At 53.5% G+C, this 17,333-nt stretch carries 14 protein-coding genes; 6 read left to right on the top strand and 8 right to left on the bottom strand.

Translation table 11 applies throughout. The features are described 5' to 3' along the window. Positions 1-10 precede the first annotated feature (10 nt). Positions 11-1,537 (bottom strand): MDR family MFS transporter, encoded by a 1,527-nt coding sequence (locus PUT07_RS30270; RefSeq protein WP_274472507.1) that lies wholly within the window; start codon positions 1,535-1,537, stop codon positions 11-13. Positions 1,538-1,786: 249 nt separating this feature from the next. Here PUT07_RS30270 and PUT07_RS30265 point away from each other — a divergent pair, with 249 nt between their 5' ends. Together PUT07_RS30265 and PUT07_RS30260 are read left to right on the top strand one after the other, a co-directional pair. Next, positions 1,787-2,689: a LysR family transcriptional regulator gene (locus PUT07_RS30265; protein WP_274472506.1), complete on the top strand. Its 903-nt coding sequence runs from the start codon at positions 1,787-1,789 to the stop codon at positions 2,687-2,689. 27 nt (positions 2,690-2,716) lie between these two features. Further along, a complete protein-coding gene (locus PUT07_RS30260) occupies positions 2,717-3,523 on the top strand; it encodes a histidinol-phosphatase (RefSeq protein ID WP_274472505.1) in 807 nt (268 codons plus the stop codon). Positions 3,524-3,565: 42 nt separating this feature from the next. Here PUT07_RS30260 and PUT07_RS30255 read toward each other — a convergent pair whose 3' ends face one another. Next, positions 3,566-5,857 carry a bifunctional diguanylate cyclase/phosphodiesterase gene (locus tag PUT07_RS30255; protein ID WP_274472504.1) on the bottom strand — a complete coding sequence of 764 codons (2,292 nt, stop codon included), beginning with the start codon at positions 5,855-5,857 and terminating at the stop codon, positions 3,566-3,568. Positions 5,858-6,047: 190 nt separating this feature from the next. Between PUT07_RS30255 and PUT07_RS30250 the strand changes: the two genes are divergently transcribed. Together PUT07_RS30250 and PUT07_RS30245 are read left to right on the top strand one after the other, a co-directional pair. Further along, positions 6,048-6,932, top strand: a complete 885-nt coding sequence (locus PUT07_RS30250) for an AraC family transcriptional regulator (protein ID WP_274472503.1) — start codon at positions 6,048-6,050, stop codon at positions 6,930-6,932. 69 nt (positions 6,933-7,001) lie between these two features. Continuing rightward, entirely contained in the window at positions 7,002-8,048 is a 1,047-nt protein-coding gene (locus PUT07_RS30245) for a ParB/RepB/Spo0J family partition protein (RefSeq protein WP_274472502.1), read from the top strand. Here PUT07_RS30245 and PUT07_RS30240 read toward each other — a convergent pair. The 4 genes from PUT07_RS30240 to PUT07_RS30225 form a co-directional block, all read right to left on the bottom strand. Continuing rightward, positions 8,037-8,543, bottom strand: coding sequence for a GNAT family N-acetyltransferase (locus PUT07_RS30240; protein WP_274472501.1), 507 nt, complete (start codon positions 8,541-8,543; stop codon positions 8,037-8,039). The genes PUT07_RS30245 and PUT07_RS30240 overlap by 12 nt on opposite strands. A gap of 108 nt (positions 8,544-8,651) precedes the next feature. Next, positions 8,652-11,531 carry a hybrid sensor histidine kinase/response regulator gene (locus tag PUT07_RS30235; RefSeq protein ID WP_274472500.1) on the bottom strand — a complete coding sequence of 960 codons (2,880 nt, stop codon included), beginning with the start codon at positions 11,529-11,531 and terminating at the stop codon, positions 8,652-8,654. A gap of 101 nt (positions 11,532-11,632) precedes the next feature. Further along, the gene (locus tag PUT07_RS30230; protein WP_274472499.1) at positions 11,633-12,127 is read right to left on the bottom strand and encodes a CYTH domain-containing protein; all 495 of its coding nucleotides are present in this window, start codon (positions 12,125-12,127) and stop codon (positions 11,633-11,635) included. 21 nt (positions 12,128-12,148) lie between these two features. Continuing rightward, on the bottom strand, positions 12,149-13,006 hold the full coding sequence (locus PUT07_RS30225) for a helix-turn-helix transcriptional regulator (RefSeq protein ID WP_274472498.1): 858 nt from the start codon (positions 13,004-13,006) through the stop codon (positions 12,149-12,151). 77 nt (positions 13,007-13,083) lie between these two features. Between PUT07_RS30225 and PUT07_RS30220 the strand changes: the two genes are divergently transcribed. Next, the gene (locus tag PUT07_RS30220) at positions 13,084-14,790 is read left to right on the top strand and encodes a glycoside hydrolase family 2 protein (RefSeq protein ID WP_274472497.1); all 1,707 of its coding nucleotides are present in this window, start codon (positions 13,084-13,086) and stop codon (positions 14,788-14,790) included. Positions 14,791-15,638: 848 nt separating this feature from the next. Beyond that, positions 15,639-15,854: a hypothetical protein gene (locus PUT07_RS30215; protein ID WP_274472496.1), complete on the top strand. Its 216-nt coding sequence runs from the start codon at positions 15,639-15,641 to the stop codon at positions 15,852-15,854. On the opposite strand, the gene PUT07_RS30210 is transcribed toward PUT07_RS30215, so the two are convergent. Both PUT07_RS30210 and PUT07_RS30205 read right to left on the bottom strand, forming a co-directional pair. Continuing rightward, positions 15,851-16,627 (bottom strand): APH(3') family aminoglycoside O-phosphotransferase, encoded by a 777-nt coding sequence (locus PUT07_RS30210; protein ID WP_274472495.1) that lies wholly within the window; start codon positions 16,625-16,627, stop codon positions 15,851-15,853. The genes PUT07_RS30215 and PUT07_RS30210 overlap by 4 nt on opposite strands. Before the next feature lie 30 nt (positions 16,628-16,657). Continuing rightward, complete coding sequence (locus PUT07_RS30205; RefSeq protein ID WP_274472494.1) at positions 16,658-17,233, bottom strand: AAA family ATPase; 576 nt, start codon at positions 17,231-17,233, stop codon at positions 16,658-16,660. Positions 17,234-17,333: the final 100 nt, after the last annotated feature.

Below are 17,333 nucleotides of genomic sequence, written 5' to 3'. Positions count from 1 at the left end.
CAGTTACCTCCTAATGTCCCGCAGGCGCATTCCCCTTAACGGGCGCACTCCCTACTTCCAGCTTTGCGTTCCCCATCAGCAGAATGAAAGCGAGGCCGATCGCAGCCAGTACGATCGTCGTTTGGAAGACAACCGCAATCGAATCGGCGAGCGCCGTCAGGAGCTTGTGCAGTACTTCCGGAGGAATGCCCGCTCTAACCTCCGGCTGCAGCAGGATGCGGGCATCGTGGAATTTCTCCGCCATCGCCGGATCTTGCAGGGAAGCCGTAATATTATCTCTTAGCGAGTTGACCTGAATGCTGCCGAATACGGCAACGCCAATCGCAGAGCCTACGGAACGGAAGAAGCCGACCAGCGAGGTGACGGTGCCTCTGCGGCGGAAATCGATTTTGTGCAGCGCGGACATGGACATGATCGGGAAATTAGCACCGATCCCTAGCCCCATCAGAATCATAAATGTTATGATGGTCCCGCGTTTCGATTCGAAGGAGATGCCGCCGAGCAGCGATGTCGCAATCAGCAGCAGCGCAACGGAGACGAGCATCACATTGCGGTAGGAGAACCTCCCGATGAAACGTCCGCCGAGTGCGGAGCTGACGACGACGCCGAGCATCATCGGTGTTAACGTTGAGCCCGCATTCGTGGCCGAGCCTTCGAAGACCCCTTGAATAAACAACGGAATATACGTACCGGCCGAGATAAGCACAGCCCCGTAAGCGAAGCTGACGCCCATGCTCGCCGTGAACAGGCGGTTAGTGAACAGATCCAGCGGCACGATCGGCTCAGCCGCGTATTTCTCAACCATCAGGAAGACGCCCAGCAGAACGGCGAATCCGGCGAACAAGCCGATGATTTGCCAGGAACCCCAAGCATACTCTTTGCCGCCGAGCTCAAGCGCAAACATAAGCGATACGATCGCGGCCGTCAGCAGAATGGTTCCGCTCCAGTCAATCTTGGCTTTGCTGTGCTCAACCGACTCATGGTAAGCGAAAATAATAAGCAATAGCGATACGACGCCAAGCGGAAGGTTGATGAAGAAAATCCATTCCCACGTAACGTGATCCGTGAAATAAGCTCCGATAATCGGGCCGAGGACGGACGAGAGTCCGAATACGGCTCCGAACAACCCCTGCATTTTCCCCCGTTTCTCCGGCGGGAAAATGTCAAAAATAATGGCGAACGTAATCGGCATCAGAGCGCCGCCGCCGATCCCCTGGATCGCCCGGTAGACGATGAGCTGCGTCATCGATGCGGCCGTCCCGCATAGAGCGGAGCCAATCATGAATACGATAATACCGATAATGAAGAAAAGCTTGCGGCCGTACATATCCGACAGCTTCCCGAAAATCGGCATAGCGGCCACGTTGGCAATCAAATACGCCGAGAAGACCCAAACGAATTGGCTGAAGCCGCCTAATTTGGACACGATGGTCGGCATCGCCGTCGAGACGATCGTCTGATCCAGCGAAGCCAGCAGCAGTCCCAGCATCAATCCGACAACCGTCCAGGTTGGGTTGGATTTGCGCGTTAACGACATGAAAGTGAATCTCCTTTAACATTCAATTTAATATATATAAAATATTATAATCAAATTTGAGTATATGGCAATGAAAATCAGCCTTTCCTTGTCCAGCCCCCCAAAGCTCCTGTCGAGCCCCACTTCCGGCTGCAAGGATTGCCGACCTACGTTTCGTATCATATAATAGGGTTACAAAAGCTTTTTATTGTTCTTTACAATTTCGATAAATTTTATTTGTAAATAAATTGTCAAGCAGGAGGTATGCCCATGAATATGAACCAGTTGGAAACATTGCTCACGATCTCCAAGACGATGAGCTTTCGTAAAGCTGGCGAAATTCTCAACTTGACCCAACCTGCCGTTTCCGCGCAAATCAAGAGCCTAGAAGACGAATTCGGCACAATCCTCATCGATCGCAACCAACCCGTCACTTTAACGGATAGCGGAAAGCTGTTTCTAGAGCACGCCGAGAAAATGCTGCGGATCGCCAGCGACCTCAAGCAGCGATTGTCCGACTTGCACCAAACCCCGCAGGGCCACATTCACATTGGGACGACAACGTCGATTGCGATGCAGATTTTGCCTCGGGTACTCTCTTATTTCCAAGACCAATTTCCCTTGATCAAAACAACGATTCACTCCATGACATCATCCCAGATCATGAACTCGGTAGAGAACAGCCAGATCGATATCGGGATTACGTATTTATTCGAGAAAAATCAGGCGCTTGAAACATCCGTCCTCTACTACGACACATTCGAGCTCATCGTATCGACCCATCATCCGCTTGCCAGGTTCGCTCATCTATCGATTGAGAAGCTGCGCAATATTCCTTTCATTATGCTTTCGCCGGAAACAGCCGGACGGCGGTTCGTCGATCAAATTTTCAAAACCTACGATGTCTCTCCGCATATTGTCATGGAACTCTCCAGCAGTGAAGAAGTGAAACGAATGGTCGAGTTAAACCTTGGCGTTGCCATCATTTCCAAGATGTCTGTCGCTGACGAACTGCGTCATGGCACTTTGAAAATGGTGAAGGTCAATGAATTGGATATAACCCATCCCGTCGGTGTAGTATATAAGTCAGGACGCTACTTAAATTCTGCCATGCAGCAATTCCTGCTAGACTTGAAAGGAATGCCGGAAACACAATTTCTCGGTTCTGAATAACATACATTGCTTAGGAGGTATTCTCGTATGAAATTTGACCTACATACCCATCATGATCGATGCGGACACGCCCAGGATTCAATACGCGATTATATCGAAGCCGCGATTGCAGCCGGTTTGCAAGTGATCGGAATTTCAGACCACTCCCCTTATTTCGGAAGTCCGGAAGATCACGCCCAACCCCTGATCGCCATGGCGAAGAGCGAATTTCCCCGCTATGTGGCGGAAGTATTACAGCTCAAGAAAGAATATGAGGGCAAAATCGATGTGCTCTTAGGCGTAGAATCCGATTATTTCCCGGAGCACGTAGACATTTACCGTCAGGAATATGCCAAATATCCGTTCGACTACATAATCGGTTCCGTGCATCTATCCGGCGGAGTCAGCATTTTTAACCGCAACAGATGGAAGAAGCTGAACGCACAGCAGCACATCGAGCACAAAGAAGAATATTACCGCCTTATCGCGGAATCTGCGCGTTCCGGCATGTTTCAGATTCTCGGACATATCGATGCGATGAAAGGGTTCTATCCCGCATTCTCGGATATTCCGACCCCGGCGGTTAATGAAACGCTTAAAGTCATCGGTGAGTCCGGTGTTGCCATTGAAATTAATACATCCGGCAAGACCAAAGATGTCGGCGGCTGGTACCCATCCCATGCCATTCTGGAGCAGGCTCTGCATTATGGGGTTGAAGTGACGTTCGGCTCGGATGCCCATATCCCTAGCCGGGTTGGCGACGATTGGCACGAGGTCAGCAAGACGCTGAAAGAGATCGGCTTCCAACATTGGGTTTACTTCAAAAACAAACAAAAACAAATCGTACCTCTATAAAGAAAAATCTCCCCTGCCGTATGGCGGGGGAGATTTTTGCTGTTAAGAGACGAGAAACGCCAGCTTCGGCTGCAAATTCATTTGCAAAGCGCTCCAGGTCTGCTCCGGATTCATCGGCTTGAAGAAGTAATAGCCTTGAATGTGGCGGCAGCCGTTGGCGACCAGGAAGCCGGCCTGCTCCTCCGTTTCGACGCCTTCGGCGATGATTTGAAGCTGGAACGATTTGGCCACCGAGATGATCGCCTTAATCATGGCCCGGTCTTTATCATCGGTTTGGATGCCGCGGACAAAAGACTGGTCGAGCTTGATTTTGGTAACGGGGAATCTTTTTAAATAACTGAGCGATGAGTAATGGGTTCCGAAGTCATCGACGGATAACGAAATTCCCATCTGCCTCAACCGGCCAAGCGCATCCAGCTGCTCATCCAGCATCGCCACATTTTCCGTAATTTCCATTTCCAAATACTGGGGCTCAATGCCTGTTTCCTCAAGGATCTGGCTTACCTTCTGAATATATCGCTCATCGTTCAGCTGTTTCACCGATAGATTGACGGAAAGCGTCAGCTTCTCGTCCATCAGACTGTGCCACGCTTTCATCTGCCGGCAAGCCCCTCGCAGCACCCATTCGCCAATGGTTACGATGAAGCCCATCTCTTCCGCAATCGGGATGAATTCCGACGGGGATATATATCCCTTGGTCGTGTGATTCCAACGCAGCAGCGCCTCAACGCCAACGATTTTGCCTAACCGGCAATCTACTTGAGGCTGGTACACAATCTCCAGCTCGCCTCGCTCGATCGACTGCCTGAGGTGATTCCCCATCTCGAGCTTCGATACGGATTTCATCGCCATCTGCTGGTTGAAGAAGCTGTAGGAGCTGCCGCTCTCTTTCTTCGCCATATACATGGCGATATCGGCGTTTTTGAGCAGCGAATCCCACGTCCGTCCGCCATGCGGATACTGCACGATGCCGATGCTGGCGCTGATGAAGAAGGAACGGCCCGACAGATGGCACGGCGGTTTCAAAATATCGATCAGCTTCTCGCAGAAGCGCTCAATCTCCTCTACATTCGCATAGTCCTCCAGAAGGATGGCGAACTCATCGCCGCCGAACCTGGCGAATGTATGATAAGTGAGCTCGGACTGCAAGATCCGGTTCACCACCTCGCGCAGCATGAGATCGCCCATATGATGGCCGTGCGAATCATTCACCATTTTGAAATTGTCCAAATCAAAGAACAGTACGGCTAAAGAGGATTGGCTTATTTCCTTATATACAATCTGTTCTTTCAAAACCATTTGAAAATGCGCCCGGTTATGAATGCCGGTCAACACATCATGGTACGCCATGTAAGAGAGCATATGCTCGGATTCCTGCAGCCGCTTGGTCGACTGCTGGAGCTCCTGCTGACCGGCCAGCAGCTCCTCATTCATCGCCGTCAGATCTTCATTGGCAAGCTGGAGCTCCTGCGTTCGCTCGTTCACGGCCCGGCTGAGCATATCCCTCTGCCTGATCATGTACAGGAAGAAGATCAAGCCGAGCATCAGTATCGTAATAAAGGAGCTGCGTGTCATGAGAATTTGCTTCTCGATGCTCTGAACGGCGCTAATCTGGGGCAAGGCGGCCAATTCCCATTTGTTATCCCCGAACTCGACGGCAGCCGTCAACGGATTCGATTGAAAGACGGCATCGTCTCCGAAAAAAGCAGGCAGGCCCGCGCTGCGGATCGCCAGCTGCTCATGCCGCGCCTCTTCTTCTTTCAGCTCCGCTTCGGACAGCAGGTGGTCGAGATCGACCCCGACGGAAACAAAGCCCCAGAACACGCCGTCATGATAAATCGGCTTGCGGGCGACTAAACCGTTCATCCCTTGCAGCAGCTTAAACGGACCGTCCATCGTCATTTTTTTCGTTTGCAAGGAACGTAATACTTGCTGCTGCACATTCTCGCGCGGGTCCTTCAACAAATCCCAATTGACGATAGACTCGTTGCCTTTGAGCGGAAAAATGAACTTCATGACGCCGCCGGGTGCAATGATGATGTTGAGCGTAGAGGCTTGCGCGCCTAGATAAAGGGAGGCTATGTAATCCACAACTTCTTGATCCGTTTTATTAACCAGATAGCTGGAGCTCACGAAAGCCTCCAGACTGACCATCAGATTGAAGTTACGGTCAATGACCGATTCCAATGCCAGTGCCCTGGCGGATAATTGAGATTGCTCGCTCATATAAAGTTCATTCATCAATGAGTTCTTATACTTCCCCAACATAAACTCGGAGGATGAAACTAGTATGACGAAAACTAGAGCTAATATCGTATACTGCATCGTTTTCATGTACTCTACCCCCGTCATTTGTAAGCTTCAGTGCCATAATTCGACACCGACTGTTATATCACCTACTAAAAACGAGATCAATCTTTTTATGGGGGATCGAACGCCCGGACACGCTCATTCCGTTCTTGCACAACTCCCCATTTGGTGAAACAATAGAGTTAAATCTTTGCCTTGCGAGGGTGATGTTTACATGAAAACTCATCTGGGATCACTCGGAAACCTGCGGCCGACGGTTAACTTCGCCAATTACTTCCAGTCCCCTGCCGGCACCTTCTGGGGCCCGCGCACCATCCCCGACTGTCAGCTCATCTTGGTGGTGTCCGGCGCTGCGACCTTTGAGTTCGCCGGGAAATGCCTGCATCTGCTCCCGGGGAGCTGTCTGTTCTACGGAGCCGATACGCCGCATCGTCTGGCCATTTCCTCAGAGGGTCCTTCTACGCTGGGCAGCATTCATTTCAGCTGGGACTCCGCATCGAGCGAAGCGGTCCATCCCGAGCCGCGAATCGTCATGCACAGCAGAGGGAGCTTGGCTCAGCCGGCCAGAACCTACTCGGTGCATGTAGAAGGCCATGGCGACGTAGATCTGTGGAATTTCTACGAAGTGACGCAGCTTGAAGGCTTGTTCGCGCGGATTGCCAAGGAATACCTTCATCAGGAGCCCGGCTATGGCGCGATCGCCCGCGGATATCTCATTCAAATTCTGACCACGCTGCTGCGCTACCAGATCGATAAACGGTTCCGGGCCGCAGGCGAGCATAGCAAAATCGCCGCTGCCATCGAAGCGATTCATAAGGAAACATCCCGCAACTGGACAACGCCGGAGCTGGCCGCCATCTGCGGCTACCACCCGACGTACTTCGCAGAATTGTTTCGCGAGGCAACTGGCTATGCCCCGAAGCATTACTTGATCCTCGAACGGGTCAAGCAGGCGCAGCTTCTGCTGCTCCACGAGCAGTCGATCGAAGCAGTCGCCATGCAATTGGGCTATTCGAGCATTCATTATTTTTGCAGAAATTTTAAAGCGGTTACAGGCTTAACCCCAACGGAATTCAAACAACGCAATGTCGGACTGTAGAAAAGATTTCCACGAATTGCCCCTTGTTATATAATAAATCAGGAACAATTGAACGAATGGAGACTTGCTATGAATATATTAGAAATTCCAATCGAGCTCATTGACGAGGACAAGGACCAGCCCAGATACCAGTTCGATGAAGAAGCTTTGCAGGAGCTGATGAAAAGTATCGGGGAGATCGGTTTGCTTTCTCCGATTAAAGTCAGATCGACGGGAGACGGGAGATACAAAATCATTTACGGAAACCGCCGCTACAAAGCTAGTCAAATGCTGGGGAAACCTACCATGGCCTGCATCGTCTCGACGGTTACGGATGAGATGGAAATTTATTTGGAGCAAATTGCGGAGAATTTGACGCGGGAGGGCTTCTCCCCCATTGAGGAAGGAGAGGCATTCCACAAGCTGATGCATGATGCGAAGTTCAGCTCCTCGCTGAAATATCTCTCCAGCAAGCTGGGCAAGCCCGAAGCCTATATCAAGAATAAATGCGAACTGCTGAAATTCGGCAACGCGGTCAAAAAGCTGATTGTGAGCGGCACCGAAATTCGCAAGGACAAGCTGACCGAGGATCAGCTGCTGCCGCTGAAGGATCTCGCGATCGAGCACCGCGATCCGCTTGCCCTGATTATGGCGCGGGATGAAATGCCTGTCAGCGACGTGAAGAAGATCGCCAAGATGTTCAAGGATAAAGAGATCTCCGAGAGCACCAAAGGCAAGCTCTTGTACAAATCAGGGCCCGAGCTGGTAGAGACATGGTCGGTCTTTCAAAATAACCGTGCCGAACGCGCCAAGCCCGCTGCGGCTGCCAAAGCTTCTGCCAAAGCTGCGCCGAAGGCGGATAAGCTTGGCGAAGCTCCTGCAGCGGATAGCGGCTCCCAAGCTGCTACAGCTGAAACGGCTGCGGCTGCGGCTCCGGCTGCACCGATTCAACGCAAATTGCTCCAGCTGCTTGCAGCGGTTGGGGCTTCGGACGCAAGCGACCTGCGGAGCGCTGCTCTGCAGGTCGACGCCGCCGAGCGGGACCAATTCCTGCAAGATGTCGACACCCTGGTGGCTCAACTGGAAAAGCAGCTTGGCGAATGGAAGAAAGTGCAGGAGCTCGCCCTAACGAAGTAATTTCTTCGCATAGCACTGCCTCGGGAGCCCGCCGTACATCGGACGCGAGAACTGCAGCGTGAAGCCTGCCGATTCCAGATTGGCCCGGCTGACGGCATTGTCCGGATGCACGGTCGCATACAAGTATAGCATCCCTCTCTCCCGGGCGCGCTGCTCCCGATAGGCGTGGAAGCGCCGCTGCAGGCCTGATCCGCGCACCGATTCGTGCACGATCGTCCCCTCCAGCGAAGCGACTTTCGGAAGCTCGGCCTCCGGTACGCCGAACTCCCTGCCCAAATTGCCGGCGCCGTGCCCCGGGAAGGCGAGCACCGTATAGGCGACTAGCGCTTCCCCTTGGAAGACGCCGTACATTTCGCCTTTCTCTTCGACATATTCGTATAAGGCTTCCAGACGGTCCATGGAATAGAGCGCATCCGATGGCAACCGCGAACATACTTCAAGCATTAAGGCTTGCACCTGCGGGACGTCTTGCTGTCCAAGCCGAATGATTTGCATGATAGCTGCACCTCCTTCTTCTATCCCAAAGTATGGCACAGGAAGCTTACTTCTGTCCAAAAAGTCATAGGGCGGCCAGGATTTCTTATCCTGGCCGCCCTTATTCATTCACTTCTCATCCGGAATGCCGGCGATGATTCGTTCGATTTCTGCAGCTACGGCAGCGAGCGGCACATGAAGATCTGTGCTCTCCGCAATCGCCAGTTCCAGCCTAGCCGTCGCTTCCCGCAGCCCGTCGGCCGACAGGCTGCCTGCTACACCGAGCAGCGTATGAACGGCCCTCTTGGCGGATACTGTATCGCCTTCGCGCAGATGCGCGATCAACTGCTCGGCGAAACCGCTGTAGTTTTTCTTAAACAGATGCAGCATGACTGTCAGAATGGATGCTTTGCCTTCTACGCGAGCCAGTGCCGCCCGCCAATCGATCGCTTCTATGTCCATATAGAAATTCGCTGAACTTGGCGGTGAAGCATCCGCATGAGCCTGTTCGCGACGAGGCTCAATCCATTTGCTTACCACTTGGTACAGGCGTTTCACATCCAGCGGTTTGCTGATGACATCGTTCATTCCTTGTCGCAGATATTGCTCATGGTCCTCTTTCACGACGTTGGCTGTCAATGCTACAATCGGCAGCTGCTGAAAAAGCGGAAATTGCCGGATACGCTGCATCGCCTCCATACCATCCATAACCGGCATATGGATATCCATGAGCACCAAGTCATAGGCATTCGCTTGAAGCTCGTCGATCGCTTCCTGGCCGTTCTCTGCCATCGAGACGCTGTAGCCCTGCTCCTCCAGGAGCTCTCCGGCGACCTGACGGTTGATTTCATTATCCTCCACCAGCAAAATGCGGCCTGTCTTCTTCGTCTCAAGTCCCTTCGCAGCATCGCCGTTTCCAGCGTGTTTGGCCGCAGGGTGGGGATGGAACAAGGCATCCAGCGTCTGAAAGAGCTCCAACCGGCAGATCGGTTTCACCAGCACGGCATCGGGTCTCTGATCGGCCGGCAGCTTCAGCATTTCCTCTTTGCCCAAGGGAGAGGTGCAGCCTACGACTACCGTATGCTCCCTGGAGATCGTGTCCATTAGCGAATTCCACGTCTCGATACCGTACATGTCTTCGGCTTCCATATCGAGCAGAATTGCATCGTACTTCTCCTCTCCCTTCAGGCGGTCGAACATCGCTTTCCATGAAGATACGTCCGTAACAATCAGCGCGAACGACTCCAATGATTCTCGCAAGGCGCCGCTCATTAGCGGATGGTCCTCTACCAGAAGTACCCGGTACGGGGCATGCTGCTTGGAAACGTCCCAGGCGTCGGGGTCCGCCGCTTCAATGACCTGGAAGGGCAGGGAGAAGCGGAATGTGCTCCCCTTGCCGACCGTACTCGCCGCTTCCAACACGCCGCCCATCAGACTGATCAGATGCTGGCTGATCGTAAGGCCCAGTCCGGTGCCGCCGTATTCCCGGCTGGTCGATCCGTCAGCCTGTGAGAAAGGCTCGAATATGGCGGCAAGCCGGTCGTCCGATATCCCGATTCCGCTATCCTCAATCGTGAAATGGAGCATAATGTGCTCACTCGATGACGATGAAGGCTCCACCTCGATTTTCAGCATCACATAGCCTGTCGTCGTGAATTTGATTGCATTGCTGCACAGATTGAGCAGCACCTGCTTGAGCCGCAGCGGATCGCCGAGTATGTGGGTAGGGAGCTCGGCAGCCGTATTGAAAATCAGCTCGATCGGCTTATTATCCGGCAGGACGCTGAGAATGCTGGCCAAATCCTTCAGAAGCTCGTCGATATGAAAGCCCGTAAGCTCCACTTCCAGCTTGCCCGCTTCCACCTTGGACAGATCGAGCACATCGTTAATAATGCCGAGCAGCGTGTGTGAGGAGGATTTGATCTTGCTCAAATAATCTTTCTGATGGTCGGACAGCGGCGTTTTCGCGAGAATCCGCGTCAGTCCGATAATCCCGTTGAGCGGAGTTCTGATTTCATGGCTCATCTTGGCGATGAACTGGCTCTTGGCCTGGCTCGCTTGGTCCGATTGTTGCACGCGTTTCTCCGCTTCTATGCGCTCCGTAATATCGGTCGTCGAGCCGATAATCTCTACCACTTGTTCCCCATCGAATACGGGCTGCAGCGTCGTGAACAAGGTCCTGCCCTGCAGATGAGCCTCATAGGAGACTTGATGGCCCTGCCAGGCTTCTTCGAACTTCAGCTTCAAATGCTCCGAGAATTCCGCCGTAAATTGCTTTAATGGCAGCACATCCCGATAGACGAGCTGGCGCGGTTCCAGCCCGAGATCGTGCAGCAGTTGGCCGTCTATCATCGTGAACACGGGTTCATTCTGAATCCTGATCACCTTGAACGTAATGCCTGGCTGCCGCCTCAATATGCTCGCAAGCTCTTGTTTGATATGATGCAGTTGTCCTCTTAACTCCTCCGACTTCATAAAATACTGGAACAGCGCTCCGACAAGCGCCCCGCCGCCCAGATGCAGCAGCAAGGCCGGCAAGACCATTTCCACAAAAGGCAGCCGATACACAATCACCATATCAATGAACAGGAAGACGACCGGGCAAGCAATGAGCAGCCCCCACTTGCTCCAATACCGGTGAACGTAATGATGGACGAGAGCGCTGCCCGCAAAAATCAGCAGCCCAAGTACACTTACGCGGAACAGGACAAACGGATCGATCATCGTTCTTCCCAGAATCATCACCAGCGTAGCGATCAAGCCGGAAAAACTTCCGCCAATGAACGTCGCCATGAGAATCGCAATCGCTTTCAAATCCAGAATATGTCTGGCCCCCGCTTGAACCCCAATCAGAGCAAGCAGGACGCCATACATCCCGTGAGCCAGTCCTACGTAGAAGCGAAACTTCCATTTCCCAATTGCTCTGCATGCAGGGTTATAAAAAGTTTGGATCGAAATGAAAGTAAAGACAGCAAGCAGCGCAAAATTGTTGAGCAAATCCTTGATCACTATATTCCCCCAATCGCAACCGGTATGAAGATGAAGGTGAAGATGAAGATGAGGGCTAAGCCCCTTCCGCCATGCGGAGACGGCTTAGCCTCCTGCACTTTTTAAGATTTGTCCTGCAGCGCAATCCACATGGACTTGTTCCGGAATTCCTCCTCAGCCCCCAGCTCCCGGCCGAACCAAGCAGGTACTTCAAAGCGCTCGGCTGCTGCGACATCCGGAAACTCAACCTCAACGACCGCCAAATCCACCTGCTTATACTCATCGATCTCGAAAAACAATCCACCGCACTCCACCGTCGTGCGAATCTTCTCCAGCGGGATCAGCCCCGTGCGCTCCAGAAGCTGCTTGTACACCGGCTCCGAGATGCCGTACTCGATCTCTTCCCGGACCATACCGTGTCCTGATTTGAACGTATGCGTATAGGTCGTTTGGCCGGAGCTGTCCACCAGCTTGCGCACCCGAATTTCCTGGTCCTCCGAGAAAGCCAGATACGTTTGGTAAATATACTGCTTGGACACCAGCTTAATCGTTCCCTCATCCAGCTCGCCTGCCGGAAACGCAGGCAATAGAAATTTCTTTTCGATCTCTTTTCCCATAGTTCGCTCATTCTCCTCTACCTATTTATACAAGGCCCGAAAGCGGGCCGGCGATACCTCATTCCATGCACGGAACATTTTACCAAAATGAAATTCATCCGCAAAGCCGCAAGCGGCCGCGATCGCTTTCATCGGTTCCTCCGTCAGGAGCAGCAGCGTCTTCGCTTTCTCGTTGCGAATCCGGTTCAAGTATTCCTTCGGCGGGATGCCCATCTGCTGCATAAACAGCTTGCGCAGTTGAGAGACCGAGATATGGAAGCTGCGCGCCAGCTCCTCCATCTTCAGCGGACGATTGTAGCATGTTTCTATCCAGAACTTGGCCTGCTGGTAGGCTTTCATATACGGGTCCGCCGAATCGTTCGTATCCCTCATATAATGCAGCAGCCGCGAAAGCACATATTGAAATTCCGCTTGCCTTTCGTGCGGGTCCGTGCTCTGGATCGACCACATCATTTTGATCTGCTCCTGTATCCAAACAGCCTGTTCCGGGGAATATAGCTTGATGAACGGCAGGTGAAGCGTGTCCACATAGACGGGCTTTTGCCACGTTTGGTGCTCATAGGGCACATCGAAGGCATCGAACAGCAGCATGCGTATATAAAGCGGCTGATCCACGGAGGACGACATCGTCAAGGAAAAGCCCGGCTTCAAATACAACAGCGTTCCCGGCTTCACCCGAATCGGCTCCTCATCAGGAGCATGCGAGAATTCGCCCTCCCCGCTCATAATCCAATAAAGCGAATGTACATCCATCGTATTCCGGATATCCCGCCAGCCGGGTACCGGAAGCTTCTCGTACGTCAGACGGAGACGATACATTCTGTGCGCGCTCTCTTCCATCCATGTTTCACCACCGTCAAAGCGATTTTGACAAATCATAAACTCCTTTGTCCATAGCGACTACCCATTCTTCCATGATACGCTTTACGAAACAGACATGAAAGGGGATTTTTTCTTTGAGACGTACTTTTGTGCAGCACATCGCCCGCCAGACCCGTTCGCTCGACGGAGTATGGGATTTCGTCACCGATCCCGGCAACGCAGGCATCAGCGAGGAATGGTTCATCAACTTCCCAAGCGATTCCCGCAAGCTCGTCGTTCCATCCTGCTGGAATAACGAACTGGGCTTATTTGAATATATCGGCGCAGCCTGGTACCGCACCTTCTTCGATATCACCGAAGAAAGCAATATCCGTCTGATCTTCGAAGGCATTCTGCATCATGCCGACGTGTATGTGGATGGCAAACATCTTGCCTACCACTTCGGCGGCTATACGCAATTCTCCGCTCTGATCCCGCATCTGGCGCCAGGACGGCATGAGTTGATCGTCCGGGTAGACAGCACATTGGACTGGCAGACACTGCCTACCGATGTGGCGGATTGGTACTCGTATGGAGGAATCATGCGATCCGTTGAACTGCAGGAGCTGCCTGACGTATACATCGACTCCCTGAAAATCGACTACCAGCTTCAGGGCAGCGATGCCGATATTTCCTTGCAGCTGCAGTTGAACTCCTTGAGCGGCGAAGATCGCGAGCTCACCATTACCGCTTCCACGGAAGGTCTCGATTTCCCTGCTTCTACCGCCCATGTTCCTGCGGGACAATCCGTGAAGCTCACGCTTCGCGGCAGCCTCGCCAACGTCCGCAAATGGGATGTCGGTCGTCCTGAGTTGTATACATTTAGCGTACAGGCCGGTGAGGACGATCTGATCGACCGGACAGGCTTCCGTACCGTGGAAGTGCGCGGCGGACAAATTCTGCTTAACGGCAAGGAGCTTTATTTGCAAGGCGTTAACCGTCATGAGGAGCATCCGGAGTGGGGTTTCGCCTTTCCGCCTAAGCTCATGTTGAAGGATCTATCGATTCTGCAGGACCTCGGCTGCAACATCGTTCGCGGCTCGCACTATCCGCAAAGCCAATTCTGGGTCGATCTGCTGGACGAGCACGGCATGCTGTTATGGAGCGAGATCCCGATGTGGGGCTGCTTCATGAGCTTGGAAACACTCGCAAGCCCTCTGTTTGCGGAACGCGGCATTCAGATGCTGGACGAGATGATTACGCGCGATTATCATCATCCCTCGATCATTTTCTGGGGCGCTCACAATGAGATCGATACCCGGTCCACGGAAGCGCTTGAGCTGACGAAGAAATTCGTCGGCAAAATCCGCAGCATGGATGCCAGCCGCCTCGTCACTTACGCCACCATGCATCCGGAAGAAGACATCGTCCTGTCTTACTTCGATGTCATCGGCATCAACAAATATTATGGCTGGTATCAGGGCCATGTCAGCGGCTTCCGGGATATGCTGCAAAATTATTACGCCAACGCCGAAGCGCAAGGCGCCGCAGGCAAGCCGCTCATCATGAGCGAATTCGGTGCGGCCGGCATTTTCGGCGATGCCGGTTGGGAGCCGCGCCTGTTCAGTGAAGACTACCAGGCTGACGTCCTGCAGCAAGCGCTGGCGATCTTCCGCGAGGATCCGCGCATCGTCGGTACGCTGATCTGGCACTTCGCGGACATTCGCGTCGATGTGCGCAGCGACCGCCCGTACTTCCGCGACCGCGCCCGCAGCTTCAACAACAAAGGACTGCTGAACGAGTACCGCAAGCCTAAGCTGGCTTACCGTTTGGTGAAGGAGATTTATCGCTCTGAGCGATAGGAGAAAGGACCCGTTTTCTGGCGGGTCCTTTTGTGTGTTTGCAGGGAGCTCGGGTGTGGCGTATGTGCAGGGGCATGTTTACAAGCGATGCGCTCGGGCGTTGCGCACGAGCGTGGGTGCATGAGTGAGCGTGTATGAGCGGTGTGCCAGGGCGTGGGCGTATGTGTGAGCGTGCATGTGCGGTGTGCCGGGGCGTGGCGATGAGTGAGCGTGTATGAGCGAGTGTGCCGGGGCGTGGCGATGAGTGAGCGTGGATGAGCGAGTGTGCCCGGGTGCGGGCGGATAGTGAGCGTGTATGAGTGGAGTGTCGGGGCTGGGCGGATGAGCGAGCTTGTATGAGCGGTGTGCCGGGGCGTGGCGATGAGTGAGCGTTTATGAGTGGAGTGCCGGGGCTGGGCGGATGAGCGAGCTTGTATGAGCGATGTGCCGGGGCATGGGCGGATCAGCGAACGTGTATGAGCGAGTGTGTCGAGGCGTGGCGATGAGTGAGCGTGTATGAGCGGTGTGCCGGGGTGTGGCGATGAGTGAGCGTGTATGAGCGAGTGTGCTGGAGCGTGGCGATGAGTGAGCGTGTATGAGCGGTGTGCCGGGGCGTGGCGATGAGTGAGCGTGGATGAGCGAGTGTGCCGAGGTAAAGGCGGATGCGCTAGCGTGTATGAGCGGGGTGCCGGGGCTGGCGATGAGTGAGCGTGGATGAGCGGTTTACCGGGGCGTGGCGATGAGTGAGCGTGTATGAGCGAGTGTATCGGGGCGTGGGGCAGCTTAAGCGGCATCGAGCGCGGGCTAGCGGAAATACAGGCTGCTATTTAGCGAAAACGCCGGGTTTTGGGGCATTAGGCGGAAATACGATGCCTTATTGGCACGCAGATGGCTCGGATCACCGTATTTACGGCGAAATAGAGTATCCTATTTCCCCTCTCGCCGTCAAAATGGCGGTTACCCGCGAAATAGCGCACCGTATTTCCGCTACAGCAGATGCTAACGAAGTCGCCTTAAGCATCCCGAGGCACAAGGACGGCCATAGCTCGCTGACACTAGCGACACCGCGGCGCACCGACCGCTAAAAAAATTCATCCAGAAGCTGATAGTAGCGAATCTTATCTTCATCCAGCTTCGCGAGACCGTAAGCATCAAGAAACGCTTGCACATGCTCCTGCCCAAAATTATACCTGATGCTGCGAACAGCAAGCGCCAGGTCCTGATAACGATCGGCCAGACCGGCCCTGCCCCAATCGATGAACCCGCTCACCTTCCCGCCGTGGAGAATGATATTGGGCAAGCAATAATCGCCATGCGTGAAAACAATATCCTCTGCGGCCGGCCTGGTCGCCTGAAGTTCCTTCAACAACTCCCGGGCCGAGAACCCCTTCCGCGCCTCGTCGAAATCGTCCTCATCCACTTGCTGGCGTTCTACCCGCCCTGCAGCTTCCTTTATTTTCACGTCAAGCCGTTGATCGAAGGGGCAGCCTGCAATTTCAACCCGATGAACCGCCTTTAACCCGTAAGCGAGCTGCTGCATGAGCTGGGGAAGGGCGGATTCATAGCACTTGTCGGATGCATTGATTCCGGCGATCTCGGTGATCAGCATGTACTCGTCAGCATCGTCTCTCCCGTAAAACAACACCTCGGGGACAGGCAATGTCCCCTGCAGCCATACCAATCGTTCCTTCTCGCCAACAAGGCTTTCGACAGCTGTGAGCGATTGGATTTTCAAATACATATCCGGCCCTTCACCCGTTAACCGGTACGTTCGGGACTGGGATTGACCGAGTGTGATTCTTTGCCATGAATATCCGCCAATTTTTGCAGCCAGCTCGTACGGAAGCTTATGTTGCATGAGGATCCCTCGCTTCTCCATGATTATACTTCAGCTTTTCACACTCGCAGCGCGTACCCGTTCAAGCAGCTTTTCGTAGTCGAAACTTTGCTGAGTCGTCGTATCGATCTCAATCAGCGTACCGCCAAGCTGCATAGGTGCCAGCCGGCCGGCAAGCAGCCGCTCTCTGTTCCCGGGTTGCTCCAACCATTCCAGGTCCCGGTGTCCTTCATGCCGGTCACTCCTGCCCATCCGCTGGAGATAGCGACTTAAGATCACCTCGCCATCCGCCTGGCACATAATTTGCAAGGGCTGGAAATCGGAAGCCTTCCGCAGCTTCAGAAACTCGGCGCTCCGCAGCTCGGGCCTCCCGAAAAATCCCTCGGTAACCAAAGATTGACCCGCTGACAAAAGCGTCCCTGCCACCTCATACAGGAGTGCAAACGCAGCAGGCGCCATGTTCTCAGGACAGCCATGATGCTGACACTCCATTGCTTCGTACAGCGTTTCGTACAATCCGTCCCGTGAAAACAACGGCAACCTTACATCTTGTGCAAGCCGCTTGGCTAAGGTTGTTTTGCCTGTGCCCGGAAGGCCATTGATGATAACGAATAGGGGCTTCGACATAAGCTGCTACCTCCATAATCGCGGTTCAACCGTTTAGTTTAATTACTTTCAGTATATCATCCCCGCACAAAAAAAGGGGACCTAGCCAACGGGGCCAGGT

The sequence above is a fragment of the Paenibacillus sp. MAHUQ-63 genome (assembly GCF_028765165.1).
Taxonomy (GTDB): domain Bacteria; phylum Bacillota; class Bacilli; order Paenibacillales; family NBRC-103111; genus Paenibacillus_E.
The sequence above is the reverse complement of the archived record's forward strand: the minus strand, read 5'-3'. Positions and strand labels throughout refer to the sequence as shown.

Excerpts from the sequence above, each read along its gene's own strand:
- PUT07_RS30270 (WP_274472507.1), bottom strand. The coding sequence starts at position 1,537 with ATGTCGTTAACGCGCAAATCCAACCCAACCTGGACGGTTGTCGGATTG.
- PUT07_RS30265 (WP_274472506.1), top strand. The coding sequence starts at position 1,787 with ATGAATATGAACCAGTTGGAAACATTGCTCACGATCTCCAAGACGATG.
- PUT07_RS30260 (WP_274472505.1), top strand. The coding sequence starts at position 2,717 with ATGAAATTTGACCTACATACCCATCATGATCGATGCGGACACGCCCAG.
- PUT07_RS30255 (WP_274472504.1), bottom strand. The coding sequence starts at position 5,857 with ATGAAAACGATGCAGTATACGATATTAGCTCTAGTTTTCGTCATACTA.
- PUT07_RS30250 (WP_274472503.1), top strand. The coding sequence starts at position 6,048 with ATGAAAACTCATCTGGGATCACTCGGAAACCTGCGGCCGACGGTTAAC.
- PUT07_RS30245 (WP_274472502.1), top strand. The coding sequence starts at position 7,002 with ATGAATATATTAGAAATTCCAATCGAGCTCATTGACGAGGACAAGGAC.
- PUT07_RS30240 (WP_274472501.1), bottom strand. The coding sequence starts at position 8,543 with ATGCAAATCATTCGGCTTGGACAGCAAGACGTCCCGCAGGTGCAAGCC.
- PUT07_RS30230 (WP_274472499.1), bottom strand. The coding sequence starts at position 12,127 with ATGGGAAAAGAGATCGAAAAGAAATTTCTATTGCCTGCGTTTCCGGCA.
- PUT07_RS30225 (WP_274472498.1), bottom strand. The coding sequence starts at position 13,006 with ATGATTTGTCAAAATCGCTTTGACGGTGGTGAAACATGGATGGAAGAG.
- PUT07_RS30215 (WP_274472496.1), top strand. The coding sequence starts at position 15,639 with ATGCCTTATTGGCACGCAGATGGCTCGGATCACCGTATTTACGGCGAA.
- PUT07_RS30210 (WP_274472495.1), bottom strand. The coding sequence starts at position 16,627 with ATGCAACATAAGCTTCCGTACGAGCTGGCTGCAAAAATTGGCGGATAT.
- PUT07_RS30205 (WP_274472494.1), bottom strand. The coding sequence starts at position 17,233 with ATGTCGAAGCCCCTATTCGTTATCATCAATGGCCTTCCGGGCACAGGC.